Origin of the sequence: Pseudomonas sp. PGPPP1, assembly GCF_002255865.1 — a bacterium.
In the GTDB taxonomy this organism is placed as follows: Bacteria; Pseudomonadota; Gammaproteobacteria; order Pseudomonadales; family Pseudomonadaceae; genus Aquipseudomonas; species Aquipseudomonas cremoris.
Map to the genome: position 1 here is coordinate 117,508 of NZ_NKIG01000014.1, position 18,505 is coordinate 136,012.

The 18,505-nt window shown below is 62.3% G+C and carries 22 protein-coding genes; 16 read left to right on the top strand and 6 right to left on the bottom strand.

The window, feature by feature from the left end; all coding sequences use genetic code 11:
- Positions 1–16: 16 nt before the first annotated feature.
- Positions 17–1,000, bottom strand: coding sequence for a hypothetical protein (locus CFE47_RS16990; RefSeq protein ID WP_286838709.1), 984 nt, complete (start codon positions 998–1,000; stop codon positions 17–19).
- A gap of 380 nt (positions 1,001–1,380) precedes the next feature.
- Here CFE47_RS16990 and phnC point away from each other — a divergent pair, with 380 nt between their 5' ends.
- The 13 genes from phnC (at position 1,381) to phnP (ending at position 11,770) form a co-directional block, all read left to right on the top strand.
- Positions 1,381–2,214, top strand: a complete 834-nt coding sequence (phnC, locus tag CFE47_RS16995) for a phosphonate ABC transporter ATP-binding protein (RefSeq protein WP_185708837.1) — start codon at positions 1,381–1,383, stop codon at positions 2,212–2,214.
- A gap of 32 nt (positions 2,215–2,246) precedes the next feature.
- A complete protein-coding gene (phnD, locus tag CFE47_RS17000) occupies positions 2,247–3,248 on the top strand; it encodes a phosphonate ABC transporter substrate-binding protein (RefSeq protein WP_286838711.1) in 1,002 nt (333 codons plus the stop codon).
- Positions 3,249–3,359: 111 nt separating this feature from the next.
- Positions 3,360–4,142, top strand: coding sequence for a phosphonate ABC transporter, permease protein PhnE (gene phnE, locus CFE47_RS17005; protein ID WP_286838713.1), 783 nt, complete (start codon positions 3,360–3,362; stop codon positions 4,140–4,142).
- A 36-nt stretch (positions 4,143–4,178) separates the two neighbouring features.
- Positions 4,179–4,883 carry a phosphonate metabolism transcriptional regulator PhnF gene (gene phnF / locus CFE47_RS17010; RefSeq protein ID WP_185708839.1) on the top strand — a complete coding sequence of 235 codons (705 nt, stop codon included), beginning with the start codon at positions 4,179–4,181 and terminating at the stop codon, positions 4,881–4,883.
- A 12-nt stretch (positions 4,884–4,895) separates the two neighbouring features.
- Complete coding sequence (gene phnG, locus CFE47_RS17015) at positions 4,896–5,333, top strand: phosphonate C-P lyase system protein PhnG (protein ID WP_185708840.1); 438 nt, start codon at positions 4,896–4,898, stop codon at positions 5,331–5,333.
- Positions 5,333–5,923, top strand: a complete 591-nt coding sequence (phnH, locus tag CFE47_RS17020; protein WP_286838716.1) for a phosphonate C-P lyase system protein PhnH — start codon at positions 5,333–5,335, stop codon at positions 5,921–5,923. Before phnG ends, phnH begins: the two co-directional genes overlap by 1 nt.
- Positions 5,923–6,999 (top strand): carbon-phosphorus lyase complex subunit, encoded by a 1,077-nt coding sequence (locus CFE47_RS17025; RefSeq protein WP_286838717.1) that lies wholly within the window; start codon positions 5,923–5,925, stop codon positions 6,997–6,999. The genes phnH and CFE47_RS17025 overlap by 1 nt, the downstream gene beginning before the upstream one ends.
- Complete coding sequence (locus tag CFE47_RS17030) at positions 6,992–7,834, top strand: alpha-D-ribose 1-methylphosphonate 5-phosphate C-P-lyase PhnJ (protein ID WP_286838719.1); 843 nt, start codon at positions 6,992–6,994, stop codon at positions 7,832–7,834. Before CFE47_RS17025 ends, CFE47_RS17030 begins: the two co-directional genes overlap by 8 nt.
- Positions 7,795–8,604, top strand: coding sequence for a phosphonate C-P lyase system protein PhnK (gene phnK, locus CFE47_RS17035; protein ID WP_286838786.1), 810 nt, complete (start codon positions 7,795–7,797; stop codon positions 8,602–8,604). Before CFE47_RS17030 ends, phnK begins: the two co-directional genes overlap by 40 nt.
- Entirely contained in the window at positions 8,601–9,323 is a 723-nt protein-coding gene (gene phnL / locus CFE47_RS17040; protein WP_286838720.1) for a phosphonate C-P lyase system protein PhnL, read from the top strand. The genes phnK and phnL overlap by 4 nt, the downstream gene beginning before the upstream one ends.
- Complete coding sequence (locus CFE47_RS17045; RefSeq protein ID WP_286838723.1) at positions 9,313–10,458, top strand: alpha-D-ribose 1-methylphosphonate 5-triphosphate diphosphatase; 1,146 nt, start codon at positions 9,313–9,315, stop codon at positions 10,456–10,458. The genes phnL and CFE47_RS17045 overlap by 11 nt, the downstream gene beginning before the upstream one ends.
- Positions 10,458–11,030, top strand: a complete 573-nt coding sequence (phnN, locus tag CFE47_RS17050) for a phosphonate metabolism protein/1,5-bisphosphokinase (PRPP-forming) PhnN (protein WP_286838725.1) — start codon at positions 10,458–10,460, stop codon at positions 11,028–11,030. Before CFE47_RS17045 ends, phnN begins: the two co-directional genes overlap by 1 nt.
- Positions 11,021–11,770, top strand: coding sequence for a phosphonate metabolism protein PhnP (gene phnP / locus CFE47_RS17055; protein ID WP_286838727.1), 750 nt, complete (start codon positions 11,021–11,023; stop codon positions 11,768–11,770). Before phnN ends, phnP begins: the two co-directional genes overlap by 10 nt.
- 33 nt (positions 11,771–11,803) lie before the next feature.
- Here the strand turns inward: phnP and CFE47_RS17060 are convergent, their stop codons facing one another.
- A complete protein-coding gene (locus tag CFE47_RS17060; RefSeq protein WP_286838729.1) occupies positions 11,804–12,703 on the bottom strand; it encodes a LysR family transcriptional regulator in 900 nt (299 codons plus the stop codon).
- A gap of 191 nt (positions 12,704–12,894) precedes the next feature.
- Here CFE47_RS17060 and CFE47_RS17065 point away from each other — a divergent pair, with 191 nt between their 5' ends.
- On the top strand, positions 12,895–13,083 hold the full coding sequence (locus tag CFE47_RS17065) for a type II toxin-antitoxin system HicA family toxin (protein WP_286838731.1): 189 nt from the start codon (positions 12,895–12,897) through the stop codon (positions 13,081–13,083).
- Positions 13,084–13,094: 11 nt separating this feature from the next.
- Positions 13,095–13,499, top strand: coding sequence for a type II toxin-antitoxin system HicB family antitoxin (locus CFE47_RS17070; RefSeq protein ID WP_185708850.1), 405 nt, complete (start codon positions 13,095–13,097; stop codon positions 13,497–13,499).
- Positions 13,500–13,527: 28 nt separating this feature from the next.
- Here CFE47_RS17070 and CFE47_RS17075 read toward each other — a convergent pair whose 3' ends face one another.
- Positions 13,528–14,724, bottom strand: coding sequence for an MFS transporter (locus tag CFE47_RS17075; protein WP_286838735.1), 1,197 nt, complete (start codon positions 14,722–14,724; stop codon positions 13,528–13,530).
- A 178-nt stretch (positions 14,725–14,902) separates the two neighbouring features.
- Between CFE47_RS17075 and CFE47_RS17080 the strand changes: the two genes are divergently transcribed.
- Positions 14,903–15,517, top strand: a complete 615-nt coding sequence (locus CFE47_RS17080; protein WP_185708852.1) for a DUF5666 domain-containing protein — start codon at positions 14,903–14,905, stop codon at positions 15,515–15,517.
- Positions 15,518–15,653: 136 nt separating this feature from the next.
- On the opposite strand, the gene CFE47_RS17085 is transcribed toward CFE47_RS17080, so the two are convergent.
- The 3 genes from CFE47_RS17085 to CFE47_RS17095 all read right to left on the bottom strand — a co-directional run bounded on the left by CFE47_RS17085 (position 15,654) and on the right by CFE47_RS17095 (position 18,492).
- The gene (locus CFE47_RS17085) at positions 15,654–16,658 is read right to left on the bottom strand and encodes a sulfate ABC transporter substrate-binding protein (RefSeq protein ID WP_286838737.1); all 1,005 of its coding nucleotides are present in this window, start codon (positions 16,656–16,658) and stop codon (positions 15,654–15,656) included.
- A gap of 105 nt (positions 16,659–16,763) precedes the next feature.
- The gene (locus tag CFE47_RS17090; protein ID WP_286838747.1) at positions 16,764–17,585 is read right to left on the bottom strand and encodes an ion transporter; all 822 of its coding nucleotides are present in this window, start codon (positions 17,583–17,585) and stop codon (positions 16,764–16,766) included.
- 31 nt (positions 17,586–17,616) lie between these two features.
- Positions 17,617–18,492 (bottom strand): urea transporter, encoded by an 876-nt coding sequence (locus tag CFE47_RS17095; RefSeq protein ID WP_286838749.1) that lies wholly within the window; start codon positions 18,490–18,492, stop codon positions 17,617–17,619.
- Positions 18,493–18,505: the final 13 nt, after the last annotated feature.

Consider the following 18,505-nt stretch of genomic DNA (forward strand, 5'->3'; position numbering starts at 1 on the left):
TAGGGTCGCCTTTTTTTCAAATGTTCATCAGCTTGGCCGCAATCGCATTCCAACCCGCTGGCTCGTCGATCATCGCCAGGTAGTCATGCCCCGCCACAAACTGCCCCTGGAGCGTGTGCTTGGCCATGATTTCCTTGATGATTCGCGTGGCGGGCCCCAACCCTTTGTGGCCTGTTTGAGCGTCGAGCCCGCGCCTGCGCGCTTGTTGGGTAATTGCCGCGCCGAGCACGGTCGTGCGTTGTTCCAGCGCCTTGATATCCGCGCCTTGGTGGAACAGCGGATTACTAATGGTTGGCATCGTTGCGCTGTCGCCATTCACTTCAAGAAACGCCGCCCATTGCAACTCCATCGCGGCGATCTTGCACAGCACGCCGTATTTATTGCTGATACCCATTCGGGCAAGTTCAAGTTGGACGCTGACCATGATGATCGGTAGGGCCCCAACGAGGCCAATACCCGTAAACGACAGAATCGTCGACGTAGTCGCCAGTGCCGCTTCGGTGCCTCGAAACGCCAATTTTCGCAGCTTCACTTCGATTGCCAGTTGCAGCCACTTGACTGCCATTGCCATTTGCTCGTCACCGGTTGCAAAGGGTGTGTAGGCGCCAAGCAGTTTGGAAAGCTTATGCAGATGCACACCCGTCGAGGCGGCTGCCGACGTGTGCAGGACGGTACCCAGGGGCGTTGGGATCGGCGCGATAGCCGGCCTCACCGCCGCAAGCCCAACCCGGACTCCAGCGACCCCCAACCCCTTCAGCTTGCGGTTGGCAAGCATCCTGTCGGTTTTCGGCGAAGGGCCGCATTTGCCGTTCTGGACAAAGTAAGGGTTCATCTTTAACCCGCTTTTATCGCAGACCTTCATATAACTGCGGGCAAGACCTATCGCCGACATGCTGGCGTGAAATCCAGCCAGGCCGGCCAAGGTGGCGAAGAACATGTCCTCCTTGGTTGCCTCGGTTTGGGCGGTATCCCTTATCTGTTCTTGTGTTGGATTCGGCATGTGCTTGCCTGCATGGGTGAGGGGGTGAACGGACACGAAGGTTGAGTTGCACACAGGCGGGGCGACCGGGGGATGGAAACCCGGTAGGGGTATGCCTGCCTGCGTACAACTCGTTCGGCATAATGCGTAACGGATCAAGAATGGTCCGTAGGAAAAAGTTCTGACGTGTTCGGCAAAATCGCAAGTGCATCTTGCCCAATCAATGCGATGCGCTTGTGGCAGTACACCCAGTACGGGCGCTCGCCAACCTTTCATAAAACCTTCATCCAACCGCCCTCCTGTAGTCATGTGCAAGTCATAGGGCTGACACAGCCCGCGCCTACTGTCGTTTGAACTCAACCGCAGCCATCCCCGGCTGTTCAAACAAGACAGAGAAGCCCATGACTCACGCTATCCATGTCGATCACTTGAACAAGACCTTTGCGAAGAAATCCGCGTTGGTCGACCTCGAACTCACCATTGCCGCCGGCGAGATGGTCGCGCTGATCGGCGCTTCCGGTTCCGGCAAGTCCACGTTGCTGCGCCACTTGGCGGGCCTGGCGTGTTGCGACAAGGGCAACGGTGGCAGCGTCAAGGTGCTGGGCCGGGAGGTGCAGGCCAGTGGCCGCTTGAATGGCAAGGTGCGGCGGCTGCGCGCAGACATTGGCTACATCTTCCAGCAGTTCAACCTGGTCAACCGCCTGAGCGTGCTCGACAACGTGCTGCTCGGTTGCCTGGGCCGCATGCCGCGCTGGCGCGGCAACCTGGGCTTGTTCAATGCAGAAGAGAAGGCGTTCGCCCTGGAATCCCTGGCCCGCGTGGGCCTGGCCGACCTGGCCGCGCAACGTGCATCCACCTTGTCCGGCGGCCAGCAGCAGCGCGTGGCGATTGCCCGGGCGTTGACCCAGCGTGCTGAAGTGATCCTCGCCGACGAACCCATCGCCTCCCTGGACCCGGAGTCGGCGCGCAAGGTCATGGAGATCCTCGCCGACATCAACCGCCGCGACGGCAAGACCGTGGTGGTGACCCTGCATCAAGTCGATTACGCCATGCGCTATTGCCCTCGAGCCGTGGCGCTCAAAGGTGGGCGCATTCATTTCGACGGGCAGGGCAGCGCCATGAGCAGTCACTTCCTCAATGATTTGTACGGTGCCGATGTGGACACCAGCCTGATGTTTTCCGACCAGACCCGTCGTACCGAAGTCACCCCTCGGCTGGCCCTGGCGCGCGCTTGAAACCCTACCCACGACCCACAGGAATCCATTCCATGTTGAACCGTATCGGTCACGTTTTTCTGTCTGCGGTGTTGCTGGCCAGTGTCGCGATGGGCAATGCCCAGGCGGCGGACAAGGCGATCAACTTCGGCATCATGTCCACCGAGTCTTCGCAGAACCTCAAGAGCATCTGGCAGCCGTTTCTGGATGACATGCACAAGAAGACCGGCCTGACTATCAACGCTACGTTCGCCTCCGACTATGCCGGCCTGATCCAGGGCATGCGCTTTAACAAGGTCGATGTGGCCTGGCTCGGCAACAAGGCGGCGATGGAAGCGGTGGACCGCTCCAACGGCGAGATCTTTGCCCAGACCGCTGCAGCCAACGGTGCCGCCGGTTACTGGAGCGTGCTGATCGTGCGCAAGGACAGCCCGATCAACAACGTCGACGACATGCTCAAGAACGCCAAGAACCTGACCTTTGGCAACGGTGACCCGAACTCCACCTCGGGCTACCTGGTGCCCGGTTACTACGTGTTCGCCAAGAACAATGTCGATGCCGCCACCGCGTTCAAACGCACCCTCAACTCTAGCCATGAAGTGAACGCCTTGAGCGTGGCCAAGGGGCAGTTGGACGTCGCGACCTTCAACACCGAAAGCTGGGAACGCCTGGAAGTCACCCAGCCAGACAAGGCCGCCATGCTCAAAGTGATCTGGAAGTCGCCGTTGATCCCTGCCGACCCGATGGTGTGGAGCAAGGCGCTGAGTGACAGCGAGAAAACCAAGATCCGCGATTTCTTCGCCCACTACGGCGACACCGATGAAGAGAAGGCGGTGTTGAAGAACATGCAGCTGGGCAAATTCCTCGCCTCCAACGACGACCAGTTATTGCCGATCCGCCAGTTGGAGCTGTTCAAGCAGCGCACCACCATCAGTGCCGACGACAAGCTGGAAGCGGCGGACAAGGCCAAGAAGCTCGCCGATATCGATGCCGACCTGGCGAAGCTGCAGCAACGCATCTCTGAGCTCGACAAGAAAACGGCAGCAAACGGCTAACCCCTGTGGGAGCTGGCTTGCCTGCGATAGCGGTGTATCAGCTAGCACATTTGTGACTGACAGACCGCCATCGCAGGCAAGCCCGCTCCCACATTCAGATCGAGGACCACCATGACAACTCTGCACGCTGAAGCCGTGGGCAAACGCACCTGGCCGCAATACCTCGGCTGGGGCCTGTTCCTGGTCCTGCTGGCCTGGGCCTGGCACGGCGCGGAAATGAACCCGCTGGCGCTGTACCGCGACTCGGGAAACATGGCGACCTTCGCCGCCGACTTCTTCCCGCCGGACTTCCACGAGTGGCGCTCCTACCTGAAGGAGATGATCGTCACCGTGCAGATCGCCTTGTGGGGCACGGTGTTGGCGATTGTCTGCTCGGTGCCGCTGGGCATCTTGTGCGCCGACAACATCACCCCGTGGTGGGTGCACCAACCGCTGCGCCGCGTGATGGACGCGTTCCGCTCGATCAATGAAATGGTGTTCGCCATGTTGTTTGTGGTCGCCGTCGGCCTCGGTCCATTCGCCGGTGTCCTGGCGTTGTGGATCAGCACCACCGGCGTGCTCGCCAAGCTGTTTGCCGAAGCCGTCGAAGCCATCGACCCAGGCCCCGTTGAGGGCGTGCGCGCCACCGGTGCCAGTGCCTTGCAAGAAGTGATCTACGGCGTGATCCCTCAAGTCATGCCGCTGTGGGTGAGCTATGCGCTGTACCGCTTCGAAGCCAATGTGCGCTCGGCCACGGTGGTGGGCATGGTCGGCGCGGGCGGGATCGGCGTGATGCTGTGGGAAAACATCCGCGCTTTCCAATTCGTCCAGACCTGCGCGGTGCTGCTGGTGATCATCGTGGTGGTGAGTTGTATCGACGTGCTGTCCCAACGCCTGCGCAAGCAGTTCATCTGACGACGGAGGGGTGCCCGCGAGGCGCTTTTTTTAAGCATGCAGTTGTCTAGACAAGAAGAACCGGTGTACCGCGAGCTCGCGGATATCCTGCGCCGTGAACTGGCCAGCTACAGCGCCGGCGAGTTCCTGCCCGGCGAGGTGCACATGGCCGAGCGCTTTGGCGTCAACCGTCACACGTTGCGCCGCGCCATCGATGAGTTGGTGTTCGAAGGCAGCCTGTTGCGCCGCCAAGGCAAGGGCACCCAGGTGCTTGACCGCCCGCTGATCTACCCGATGGGCGCCGAGACGTCCTACAGCCAGTCATTGTCGGCCCAGGGCGTTGGCGTCGAGGCGGTGTTGCTCAAGCGTCGCTACTGCTACGCCAGCCGCGACGAGGCGCTGCAACTGGGCATCGCCGAGATGGCGCCGATGATCGAGCTGCAAACCCTGCGCAAGCTCGACCACCAGCCCGTCAGCCTGATCCGCCATCGCTACTGCGCCAGCCGCGCGCCGTTGCTGGCCGACTACACCGGCGGTTCCTTGCGCCAGTACCTGCGCGAACGTGACTTGCCGCTGACCCGCACCCACAGCCTGATCGGTGCGCGCTTGCCCAATCGTGATGAAGCCGCGCTGCTGATGATGCCTCGGCACTTGCCGGCCCTCACCGTATTCACCCTTTCCCGCGATCGCGATGGCCACCCGGTGGAGCTGGCGCAGTCCACCAGCCGTTCGGATCGCTTCCAGTACCAAGTGGTGACTTGAATGGAGACCCCGATGAATCTGTCCCCGCGTCAGCATTGGATTGGCGTGCTTGCCCGCGCCCAGCTCAGTGAATTGCTACCCCACGAAGCCGCCTTGAAAGACGCCGAGTACCACGTGATCCGCGCCCCGGAAATTGGCATGACCCTGGTGCGCGGCCGCATGGGCGGCGAGGGTGCGGCGTTCAACGTCGGCGAAATGAGCGTGACCCGCTGCGTGGTGCGCCTGGCCGACGGTCGCACCGGCTACAGCTACCTGGCCGGGCGCGACAAGGTCCACGCCGAACTGGCCGCGTTGGCCGATGCCCATCTGCAGGGCAGCCAGCCGAGCCTCTGGCTCAGCGAATTGATCACCACGCTGGCCAATACCCAGGCCACACGCCGCGCGCAAAAAGAAGCCGAGACCGCCGCCACCAAAGTCGAGTTTTTCACGCTTGTGCGAGGAGAAAACTGATGAACGCACACCTGTTGCAACCGGCTTTCGTCGACCCGGTACTGGACGCCCAGCGCGGTTTTCGTGCAGCGCTCAAGGCCTTGGCCGAACCCGGATTGATCCAGCACCTGCCGTCTGCGCCGCGCCTCGACGGGCTGGCGCCAGCCACCTATGCCCTGTGCCTCGCGTTGCTGGATGTGGACACGCCGCTGTGGCTGGCACCGAGTTTCGACACACCGCTGATTCGCGCCAACCTGGCCTTCCACTGCGGCTGCCCACTGACCCTCGCGCGTGAGGACGCGGTATTCGCGTTGCTGGGGGAGGCGGACCTGCTCGACCTCAGCGGCTTCGACCACGGCAATGACCGTTACCCCGACCAGTCCTGCACTTTGCTCGTCCAGCTCACCGACCTGGAAGCCGGTCGCAACCTTTCCTGGTCCGGCCCCGGCATCAAGGCCCAGCGCCGGGTGAACCTGCCGGTGCCGCAAGCCTTCTGGCAAGAGCGCCAGCGCCGTGAAGCCTTCCCCCGTGGCCTGGATGTGTTGTTCAGCGCCGGCCATCACCTGATCGGCCTGCCCCGTAGCAGCCGTGTCGCAGAGGAGCGAACCTGATGTACGTAGCCGTCAAAGGTGGCGAGCAAGCCATCGACAATGCCCACCGCCTGCTGGCGAAAAAACGCCGGGGTGATACCGCCGTTCCTGAACTGAGCGTGACGCAAATCCGCCAGCAACTGCCGTTGGCCGTGGCGCGGGTGATGACCGAAGGCTCGCTGTTCGACGAGGAACTCGCTGCGCTGGCAATCAAGCAAGCGGCGGGGGATTTGGTGGAAGCGATCTTCCTGCTGCGTGCCTACCGCACCACGCTGCCGCGCTTCAGCCCGAGCCTGCCGATTGATACTTCGCAAATGCTGCTGAGCCGGCGCTTGTCGGCCACCTTCAAGGACGTGCCCGGCGGCCAATTGCTCGGCCCGACGTTCGACTACACCCACCGCTTGCTGGATTTCGCGTTGCTCGCCGACGGTGACTACCCCGGTCCGCAGACCACGCCGGATGCGCACATCGACGCCTGCCCGCGGGTGCTCGGTTTGCTAGCCAAAGAAGGCCTGATCAAGACCGAAACCTGCGACAACGCCAACGTCGCCGACATCACCCGCGACCCGCTGGAATACCCCGCCAGCCGTGCCGAGCGCCTGCAAGCCCTGGCCCGTGGCGATGAAGGTTTCCTGTTGGCGCTGGGCTATTCGACCCAACGTGGCTACGGGCGCAACCACCCGTTTGCCGGTGAGATCCGCATTGGCGACGTGGAGGTGTGGATCGATCCCGAAGAGCTGGGCTTCCCCATCTGCCTGGGCAGTATCGAGGTGACCGAGTGCGAGATGGTCAACCAGTTCGTCGGCTCGGCCACCGAGCTTGCGCAGTTCACACGGGGCTACGGCTTGGCGTTCGGGCATGCCGAGCGCAAGGCCATGGGCATGGCGTTGGTGGACCGCTCGCTGCGCGCCGGGGAATACAACGAAGAAATCGTCTCACCGGCCCAGCGCGAGGAATTCGTGCTGGCCCACTGCGACAACGTCGAGGCGGCGGGTTTTGTCTCGCACCTCAAGTTACCGCACTACGTGGACTTCCAGTCCGAGCTGGAGCTGATCCGCAAACTGCGCCAACCGGCCGAGGGCCCGAGCCATGAATGACGCCGCCTACAACTTCGCCTACCTCGACGAACAGACCAAACGCATGATCCGCCGTGCCCTGCTCAAGGCCGTGGCGATCCCCGGTTACCAGGTGCCGTTTGGTGGCCGCGAGATGCCCTTGCCCTACGGCTGGGGCACCGGCGGCATGCAATTGACCGCCGCGATCCTCGGCGCGGATGACGTGCTTAAAGTCATCGACCAGGGCGCCGACGACACCACCAATGCCGTGTCGATCCGCCGCTTTTTTGCGCGCACCGCGGGCATCGCCACCACCGAGGCAACGCCGGAGGCCACAGTCATCCAGACCCGTCACCGCATCCCGGAAACGCCGCTGCAGGCCGACCAGATCATGGTTTACCAGGTGCCGATTCCCGAGCCGCTGCGCTTTATCGAACCCTCGGAAACCGAGACCCGCACCATGCACGCCCTTAACGATTACGGGGTGATGCACGTGAAGCTCTACGAAGACATCGCCACCTTCGGCCACATCGCCACCAGCTACGCCTATCCGGTGATGGTGGACGAGCGCTACGTGATGGACCCGTCGCCGATCCCCAAATTCGACAACCCCAAACTCGACATGAGCCCGGCGCTGATGCTGTTCGGTGCCGGTCGCGAAAAGCGCCTGTACGCGGTGCCGCCGTATACCCAGGTCACCAGCCTCGACTTTGAGGACCACCCCTTCGAAGTGCAGCAGTGGGCGCACAACTGCGCCATTTGCGGCAGCCATGAGTCGTTCCTCGATGAGCTGATTCTGGACGATGCCGGGACCCAGAATTTTGTGTGTTCCGACACGTGGTATTGCGCCCAGCGGGTCAAGGAGAACAACCAGTGAGCCAGCCTTTGCTTCAAGTGCGTGACCTGTCGCTGTTGTACGGCCCGGAGACGGGCTGCCAGGGCGTGAGCTTTGATCTGTACCCCGGCGAAGTGCTGGGGATTGTCGGCGAGTCCGGCTCGGGCAAGTCCACCTTGCTCTCGTTGCTTAGCGGGCGGTTGCCACCCCAGGCGGGCAGCATCGGCTACCGCAGCCAGGACGGCGAATGGCTGGACCTGTACAGCGCCAGTGAAGCCGAACGCCGCACCTTGCTGCGCACCGAATGGGGGTTTGTCGAGCAGAACCCGCGTGATGGTCTGCGCATGGGCGTGTCGGCCGGGGCCAACATCGGCGAGCGGCTGATGGCGCAAGGCGTGCGTAATTACGCGCAGCTGCGCGGTGCCGGCCTGGAGTGGCTGGCCCAGGTGGAAATCGAGCCGCAACGCATCGATGACTTGCCGCGCACGTTCTCTGGCGGCATGCAGCAGCGCCTGCAAATCGCCCGCAACCTGGTCTCCAGCCCGCGCCTGGTGTTCATGGACGAACCCACCGGCGGCCTGGATGTGTCGGTGCAAGCGCGTCTGCTCGACCTGCTGCGTGGCCTGGTGCGTGAGCTGGACCTGGCGGTGGTGATCGTCACCCACGACCTCGCAGTGGCGCGCCTGTTGGCGGATCGCCTGATGGTGATGCGTCGCTCGCGGGTGGTGGAAACCGGGCTCACTGACCAGATCCTCGACGATCCACAGCACCCTTACTCTCAACTGCTGGTGTCTTCGGTATTGCAGCCATGAAAGACGTCTTGATCGAGGTCCGTGACCTCTCGAAAACCTTCACCCTGCACCAGCAAAACGGTGTGGTGCTCAACGTGCTGCGCGGAGTCGAATTCAGCGTGAAGGGCGGTGAATGCCTGGTGCTGCACGGCCAGTCCGGCGCGGGTAAAAGCACCTTGTTGCGCACGCTGTACGGTAACTATCTACCGGCCGGTGGCAGCATCCGGGTGCGGCATGCCGGTGAGTGGCTGGAACTGGTGGGCGCCGAGCCCCGGGACATTTTGCAGGTGCGCCAGCACACCCTCGGATACGTCAGTCAATTCCTGCGGGTGATCCCCCGCGTGGCGTGCCTGGACGTGGTGATGGAGCCGGCCTTGGCCCGTGGCTGGTCGAAGGCCGAAGCCCAGGCGCGTGCCGAACAGTTGCTGACGCGCCTGAATATCCCCCAACGCTTGTGGCAACTGGCGCCCGGTACGTTTTCCGGTGGTGAGCAGCAGCGCGTGAATATCGCCCGGGGGTTCATGGTGGCCTGGTCAGTGATGTTGCTGGACGAACCCACCGCGTCCCTCGACGACAACAACCGCCAGGTGGTGCTGGAACTGATGAACGAAGCCAAGGTGGCTGGCGCTGCGCTGATCGGCATCTTCCACGACCGCGCCGCCCGCGAGGCGGTAGCCGACCGCCATTTCGACATGACCCCGATGCCCGTTGCCCAAGAGGAATACGCCCATGTCCGCTGAACAGATCCTCAGCAATGCCCAACTGGTGACCGCTGATCGCATGTTCCTTGGCACCGTGGTGCTGCGCGACGGCAAGATCGTCGACATCGCCGAAGGCCGCAGCCAGTTGCCCCAGGCTCAGGACCTGGGCGGTGATTATCTGCTGCCGGGCCTGGTGGAATTGCACACCGATAACCTGGAAAAACACATGACCCCACGCCCCGGCGTGGACTGGCCCTCGACCTCGGCGGTGCTCAGCCACGACGCGCAGATCATCGCGGCGGGCATCACCACAGTGTTCGACGCGGTGTCCATCGGCGACGTGAACCCCAAGGGCAACCGCATGAAAAAGCTGCCGGCGATGCTCGATGCCATCGCCTCGGCAGAAAGCGCCGGGCTGACCCGTGCCGAGCACCACCTGCACCTGCGTTGCGAGCTGTGCCACCCGGACACCCTCAGCGTGTTCCGCGACCTGGTGGAAAACCCGCTGGTGCGCCTGGTGTCGGTGATGGACCATTCGCCGGGTCAGCGCCAGTTCGTGCTCGAAGCCAAGTACCGTGAGTACTACATGGGCAAGTACCACCTGAACGACGAAACCATGGACGCGTTCATCGTGCTGCAAAAGGCCAACTCCGAGGCCTACAGCGACCGCTATCGTGCGGCCATCGTCGAGCATTGCCTGGGGCGCGGCTTGTCGGTGGCCAGCCATGACGACGCGACCTTGGCGCACGTGGAAGAGTCGGCACGCTATGGCATGACCATCGCCGAATTCCCCACCACGCTTGAGGCAGCGAAGGGCTGCCAGGCGCTGAACATGAAAGTTCTGATGGGCGCGCCGAACGTGGTGCGCGGTGGGTCGCACTCGGGTAATGTGGCCGCCGCCGGCCTGGCTGCCGAAGGATTGCTGGATATACTTTCCAGTGACTACTACCCGGCCAGCCTGTTGCAGGCGGCTTTCGTGCTGGCCGACCAGCAGGACGGCGGCAACCTGTCGCGCGCGGTCAAGATGATCAGCCTGGCGCCTGCGCAAGCGGCGGGGCTCAATGATCGTGGTGAAATCGCCATCGGCCTGCGCGCCGACCTGGTGCAAGCCCGCAGCCGCGAAGGGCTTCCCGTAGTGCAACAAGTGTGGCGACAAGCGAAGAGGGTGTTTTGATGGCAGGCAGGTTGATCTATCTCATCGGGCCGTCCGGCTCGGGCAAGGACAGCCTGCTGGATGCCGCACGCCCGCGTTTGGCCGAGCGCGGTTGCCGCATTGTGCGCCGCGTCATCACCCGTTCGGCGGAGGCTGTGGGTGAGGCGGCGCAAGGTGTAAGCCCGGAACAGTTTGCGGCGATGGAGGCCGAGGGTCAGTTTGCCCTCAGCTGGCGAGCGAATGGGTTGTGCTATGGCATTCCTCGCGAGATCGACGATTGGTTGGCGGCGGGAGATGACGTGTTGGTCAACGGCTCGCGTGCGCACCTGGCGCGAACCCGCGCGCGCTATCCGACATCGCTGGTGTTGCTGCTGACGGTTGACCAGGCGGTGCTGCGCCAGCGCTTGATCGCGCGGGGGCGTGAGTCGTTGGCGGATATCGAGGAGCGCCTGGCGCGCAATGCGCGCTTCACGGCCGAGCTGATCGCGGGTAATGGCGTGGGGTTGTTTGTGTTGGACAACTCCGGGCCGTTGGCACACACAGTCGAGCGCCTGCTGTGCTGCCTGGACCATGGGCACTCGGCATGCGCCTGACGTTGCTGGGCACTGGCGACGCGCGGCAAGTCCCGGTGTACGGTTGCGAGTGCACGGCCTGCGCCCTGGCACGCAGCGATGAACGCCTGCGGCGCCGACCGTGCAGCGCGTTGATCGAATGCGGCGATCAACGCTGGTTGATCGACAGCGGCTTGCCCGACCTCACCGAACGTTTCCCACCGCGTAGCTTCAACGGGATTTTCCAGACTCACTATCATGCCGATCATGCCCAGGGTTTATTGCACCTGCGTTGGGGGCAGGGGCTCGTGATTCCCGTGCATGGTCCGGCGGACCCAGAGGGGCTGTCCGACCTCTACAAGCACCCCGGCATCCTCGATTTCAGCCAGCCATTCAGCGAGTTCGAGACGCGGCAGTTTGGCGCGTTGAGCGTCACTGCGTTGCCGTTGCAGCATTCCAAGCTGACGTTGGGCTACCTGTTGGAAGGGCAGGGGCGGCGCATCGCCTACCTCACCGACACCGTTGGCCTTCCCCCGGCGACACTGGCATGGCTGCGCCGCGAGCCGCTGGACCTGCTGGTGCTGGATTGTTCGATGCCGCCACAGCCCCAGGCACCGCGCAATCACAATGACCTGACATTGGCGTTGCAGAGCATCGAGGACACGGGGGCGCAGCAGGGGGTACTGACGCATGTGGGGCATACGTTGGATGCGTGGCTGCTGGAGCATCGCGGCGCGTTGCCGGCCCATGTCACCGTGGGGTGGGATGGTCGGGTGCTCTGATGTGGACGGTGCGCCCACTTCCACACGCGAACGTCATGGTTTGGCGGAGGGCGCCTCGCTCAGCAATTGCTCGACATATTCCACAAACGCCCGGGCCTTGGCACTCGCCATCCGTCCCGTCGGCAACACCGCCCAGAGATCCCGGGGCGGCAGTTCCCAGTCAGTCAACACGGCCCTGACTTCACCACTGGCGATTTCCGGGGTGAACATCCATTCGGCGGTCATGGCCAGGCCGTGATGGGCGAGCACGCCAGCGCGTATGCCCTCGGAAGAGGTCACCCGCAGGCGGCCGTGCGCAGTGATGGGTTGTTCGTGAGTGCCTTGCGTGAACGGCCAGCGCATCGTCTCCCCCAGGCTGTAGATCACCGCCTGGTGGTTGAGAATGTCGGCCGGGCTTTGCGGCTCGCCGAAACGTTCGAAATATGCCGGCGTGCCGAAGATTCGGCAGGGGCTTTGCGCGATCCGCCTAGCCGTGAGGCTTGAGTCGCTCAGGTTGCCGATGCGCAGGGCGACGTCGATGCCTTCTTCCACAAGATTGAGCCTGCGGTCGTCGAGGATCACGTCGATGTTCAGGCCGGGGTGTTGTTCAAGGAACGGGCCCAGGTGGGGGATGATGTGCATGCGCGAGAGCGTGACCCCGGCGCTCACACGCAAATTGCCCGACAGCCCGGCGCCAACGCTGCGGGCCACATCGTCGGCGTGGTTGGCCTCATCGATTGCACGCTTGGCACGCTCGAAATAGGCCAGGCCTGCTTCGGTCGGGGTGAGGCCGCGAGTGGAACGCAGCACCAACCGCACCGCCAGGCGGGCTTCCAATTGCGCAATGCTCTTGGAGACGGCCGGTTGGCCAATGCCCAGGCGTTTGGCGGCAGCGGAAAACGAGCCGGTTTCGACCACGTGGACAAAGGTTTCCATGGCGGTGAGGCGGTCCATCGGGTGTTCCTGTCTGGTTTGGCAGCGCTCAAGCCTAAGGCGACGACCTCGATGTGTCATGCGTTTCCAGCAGTGAGGCGATGAGTTTTCAATATCCGGTAAAACAGCCGTCAGTCAGGCTCACGTATTTTGTGCTTGAGTAAAGATAACTCTAGGGTTATTTTTATTCAGGCCAAGCCAAGGAGGCGGCGGTGCAAAGCAGGTTATTGATCAATGAACTGCAAGAGGCAGGTTGGGTGCTGGATCGGGTTACGGGCAGTCATCATATTTTTACCCATCGCTATAACCCCTACACGATTCCGGTGCCCCATCCCAAAAAGGACCTGCCCTTGGGCACCGTCAGAAGCATTCGGAAGCGTGCTGGCTTGTTTGATTTTTAAGGAGAGTATTCATGCAATACCCAATCTGTATCGAATGGGGCGATGACTTCACCGCCACCGGCATTCAGATCCCCGATATTCCAGGCGCAGTCACTGCCGGGGACAGTTTTGAAGAGGCGTACAACGCCGCAGTGGAAGTTGCGCACATCATGCTGCAAGAGATTGCTGCAGAGGGCGGGCCGATTCCGATGCCAACCTCGGTGGCCAATCATCACGCCCACGCGGACTACGCGGGGATGGGCTGGGGGATGTTGGAGCTGGACATCTCGCCCTATCTGGGCAAGACCGAGAAGGTCAATGTGACCTTGCCCGGTTATGTCATCCAGCGAATTGACCGGTATGTGCGGGAGCACAAGGTCAAAAGCCGCTCGTCATTTCTGGCGGATGCGGCGTTGGAGAAGTTGGTGCGTTCGTGAGGCAAGCCAACTTCCACCAATAATGTGTTTACGCGGCTACCGGGGCAGCTTCACGCGAAGCGCTCAAGAAGCGCAACAACGCAACCAGCGGGAATGCACTGCCTACCAACATCACGCCCAGCCAGCCGCCGTGTTCGAACACGCTGCTGGCAATTGCTGAACCGAAGGCCCCGCCGATGAAGATGCTGGTCATGTACAGCGCGTTCAAGCGGCTGCGGCTGTTGGCGTCGAGGGCGTAGATGGCGCGTTGGCCGAGCACCATGTTCATCTGCACGCAGAAGTCCAGGACCACGCCGGTGACGGCCAGGCCGATCACGCTGTACAGCGGGTGTACGAAGGCCGGAAGGAAGCTCAATGCGGCAAACAGCATGGCCAGCAGCGAGGCGCGGTGGGTATGGCCCGCATCGGCCAGGCGACCGGCGATAGGCGCGGCGATAGCGCCCAACGCGCCGACCAGGGCAAACAGCGCGATCTCGCTTTGGCTAAGGCCGTGGTTACGTGCCAGTTCCAGCGGGGCGGCGGTCCAGAACAGGCTGAATGTGGCAAACATGCAGCCTTGGTAGAACGCCCGTTGACGCAGTACCGGCTGGTTGCGCAGCAACGTGCCCAGCGAGCGCAACAGTTGGCCATAGCTGGCGCTGTGATCGGGCTGGCGCTTGGGGATGGTCACCAGCAACACCACGCTGATAAAGGCCATCAACGCAGCGGCGGCCATGAACATCGCACGCCAGCCGAAGTGATCGGCCACCACGCTGGACACGGGCCGCGCGAGCAGGATGCCCAGCAACAGGCCACCCATGATGCTGCCAACCACACGCCCACGGGACTCGGCTGGCGCCAGGTGCGCGGCCAATGGGATGAGGATCTGCACCGACACCGAACTGAAACCGATCAGCAACGACACCAGCAGGAACAGGTTCGGTTGCTCGGTAAACGCCGCCCCCAACAAACTGGCGATGGCCACGACGGTGGTGGTGATCATCAGCTTGCGGTTTTCCAGCAGGTCGCCCAGTGGCACCAGGAAGAACAGGCCCAGGGCGTAGCCGATTTGCGTCAGGGATACGATCAGGCTGGCCATGGCCGGTGTGAGGCCGATGTCCGGGGCGATCAGCTCGATGATCGGTTGCGCATAGTAGATGTTGGCAACGATGGCGCCGCAGCAGAACGCAAACAGCATCACCATCCCGCGGGTCATGGTGCTTGAAGCGTGTGGGGTAGCGTTCATGGTGTTCTCATAAAAGCGAAGGAGGATGGCGTGCGAGAGTAAAGACATCGCCCCGTGCGCAGTAGGCCGCTGGCAGTGATAACACTCATGCCGCAAATTAATGACTGAATCGTTAACTTTCGGGTCGAACGGCAATGATACATTCAGACACAACTGCCGAAACAGGAAATCCACTGTCATGAAGATCACGCTGAACAAGATGCTCCTGGCCTCAACCCTCGCCGCCGCCATGGCCGTTGGCTTGGCCCACGCTGCTGATGCGCCGCGCGTGGGTGTGCGGGGCGCCATTACGGCGATTGATGGCGATGCGATGCACGTCAAGGTCAACAGCGGGGAAGACGTCACCGTGCACCTGACCAAGGACACCCAGGTTCGCGCCGTCACCCTGGCCAAGATTGACGAGATCAAGCCGGGCAGCTACATCGGCTCCGCCGCCATGCCCAATGCCGATGGCACCCTGACCGCGCTGGAAGTGCACGTGTTCCCACCGGCCATGGCCGGTACCGGAGACGGGCACCGCGCGTTCGACTTGAAGGAAGGCAGCAGCATGACCAACGGCACCGTTGGCGACCTGGTGGTGAGTAACGGACGCACGTTGACGGTGAAGTACAAGGGCGGCGAGCAAAAAATCGTGGTGCCGGACGACGTGCCGATCGTGAACCTGGAACCGGGGGATCGCAGCTTGCTCAAGGTGGGGGTGAAGGTGGTGATGTTTGCGGCGAAGGGGGCGGATGGGACGATCACGGCTCAAGCGATTTCAGCCGGTAAGGATGGCGTAACACCACCGATGTAACGACCGAGCCCAGAACCCAATGTGGGAGCTGGCTTGCCTGCGATAGCATCACCTCGGTGTGCCTGAACCACCAAGGTGCCTGCATCGCAGGCAAGCCAGCTCCCACACTGGACTGCATTTTTTCTGCTAGAGCGGCTTACTGGCCGCTGTAGATCTGGTCGAAAACACCACCATCATTGAAGTGGGTTTTCTGCACGGTACGCCAGTCACCAAAGGTCTTCTCGACCGACAGGAACTCGACTTTCGGGAAACGATCGGTGTACTTCGCCAGCACTTTTGGATCACGTGGGCGCAGGTAGTTGTTGGCGGCGATTTCCTGGCCTTCCGGCGACCAGAGGTATTTCAGGTAGTCTTCGGCTGCCACGCGGGTGCCTTTCTTCTCGACCACTTTGTCGACCACCGACACTGGCGGCTCGGCTTCGGCGGACACGCTTGGGTAGATCACTTCGAACTGATCACGGCCGAATTCACGGGCGATCATTTCCGCTTCGTTCTCGAAGGTCACCAGCACGTCGCCGATCTGGTTGGTCATGAAGGTAGTGGTCGCCGCACGGCCACCGGTGTCGAGTACGGGTGCTTGCTTGAACAGCTTGCCGACAAAGGCCTTGGCCTTGTTCTCGTCGCCGCCGTTTTTCAGCACGTAGCCCCAGGCCGACAGGTAGGTGTAGCGGCCGTTACCCGAAGTTTTCGGGTTGGGCACGATCACTTGCACGCCATCCTTGAGCAGGTCCGGCCAGTCTTTCAGGGCTTTGGGGTTGCCTTTGCGCACGATAAATACGGTGGCAGAAGTGAACGGGGCGCTGTTGTTCGGCAGGCGCGTGACCCAGTTGTCCGGCACCAGTTTGCCGTTGTCTACCAGGGCGTTGATGTCGGTGGCCATGTTCATGGTGATCACGTCCGCCGGCAGGCCGTCGATCACCGAGCGCGCTTGTTTGCTGGAACCGCCGAAGGACATCTGCAGGGTCAGCTTGTCGTTCGGGTGCTCGGCTTCCCAGTGCTTCTGGAAGGCGGCGTTGTAGTCCTTGTAGAAGTCGCGCATCACGTCGTAGGAGACGTTGAGCAGTGTGACGGGGGCTGCCTGGACGGCGCCCGCCAGGGCAAGGCCGGCGGCCAGTAGAGAGGCGCTAACGAGTTTTTTCACTGCTCATTCCTTGTTGTTCGAGAAGGTTATTGATTGAGTGGGGGCAATTTGCCATCGACTATAACGGGCAGCGCATAGACGTTTAAAGATTAAAACGCTCTTTGCTTATTCGATTTTCTTGAAAAGATTATTCCCACAGCGTGCACAGAAAGCGGCGTTGGGCTCGTGGCTGTCTTTCTTGCACACCGGGCAGTCGTGTTGCAGCTGTTCTCCGCGCATGGCGTTGGCCAGTTCTGCGGTGAAAATCCCGGTGGGCACGGCGATGATCGAATAACCGGTGATCATCACCAGCGACGAAATCACCTGACCCAGCGGGGTCTTGGGCACGATGTCGCCAAAGCCCACGGTGGTCAGGGTCACGATAGCCCAGTAGATGCCCTTGGGAATGCTGGTAAAGCCATGTTCCGGGCCTTCGATCACGTACATCAGGGTGCCGAATACGGTCACCAGCGTGCACACACTCACCAGGAACACCACGATCTTCTGCTTGCTGCCCCGCAGCGCCGCCATCAAGTAGTTGGCCTGCTTGAGGTACGGCCCTAGCTTGAGCACACGGAAGATCCGCAGCATCCGGATGATCCGAATGATCAGCAGGTACTGCGCGTCGCTGTAATACAGCGCAAGGATACCGGGCACGATGGCCAGCAGATCCACCAGCCCATAAAAGCTGAACGCATAGCGCAACGGCTTGGGCGAGCAATACAGCCGCAACCCATACTCGATGGCGAAGATGATGGTGAAGCCCCACTCGATGTAGGCCAGCACATCGGCGTAGTTGTCGTGCACCTCCTGGATGCTGTCGAGGATCACGATCACAAGGCTGGCGAGGATGATCAGCAGCAGGGTGGAGTCGAAGCGTCGGCCGGCCACGGTGTCGCTCTGGAACACCATTACATACAGCCGTTGACGCCAGTTGTTGCTGTCCATGGAAATCGCCTGAATCGAAGATCGAGCAAGCCTAGGGGGATTCGAAGGGGCTGTCCATGCGGGGTTTGCGCAGCATCCGGCGGGTAGCATGCACCAGCCAGCAAGCGAGGATAAACGGCGCGGTCAGCGCGGGCAGGTGCAGGGCAGCGAAGCCCGGCGTAAGGATGATCGCCAGGCCGATGCCGAGCAGTGGCAACCAGGGTTGGCGACGTGTCTGGCTCAGGGCCAGCGCGGCCAAGGCCGGGTTATAGCTGTGCAGGCCGAGCAGGGCGCTGGTGGGTTCGCCGAGCAGCAGCGCGATCAATACACCCGCGCAGGCCCCGATAAGTGCCCATACGGCAGCGCGCGGGCTGGCCAGCCACAGGCCAACGGCGATCAACACACCGGCCATGGGTTGATCCAGCAGCATGATTTGGGCGATCCCGGTGAAAGGCGCGCTGATGAGCGACAACATGTCCGGTTCGGTCAGGGCAAACGAGCTCGGCGGCACGCTGCCCAGCAGCAGCCAGCCGAGGCCGACAAACGGCGCGGTGTAGGCGGGCAAGTCACCGGGACGGCCGGCGTGTTTCAACCATTGCCGCGTCAGCATCGCCGCCAGGCCACCGCACGCCAGGATCAGCGGTGGCAACAGCGCCGACCAATCGAAATGCTGGCTGATCAACAGGCCCAGCAACACACCGTTGTAGCTATAGAGCCCGGCCTGGCGCTCGGCCTTGGGATAGCCCCGGCGCTGTGCCGTGAGCAAACCCGCAACGCCACCAAGCAGTGCGCCGCCGAACAAGGTCGGGGCGCCCACCAGGATGGCCAGCAGGCACAGCAGGCCGCACAGCGGCTGGCGCTGCAGGAAAATCTGGCTGAAGCCGTTGAGCAGGGCTTCGGCCCAGTCGGGGCAGTTTGGGTTGTGCATTTGGGTAAGTCAG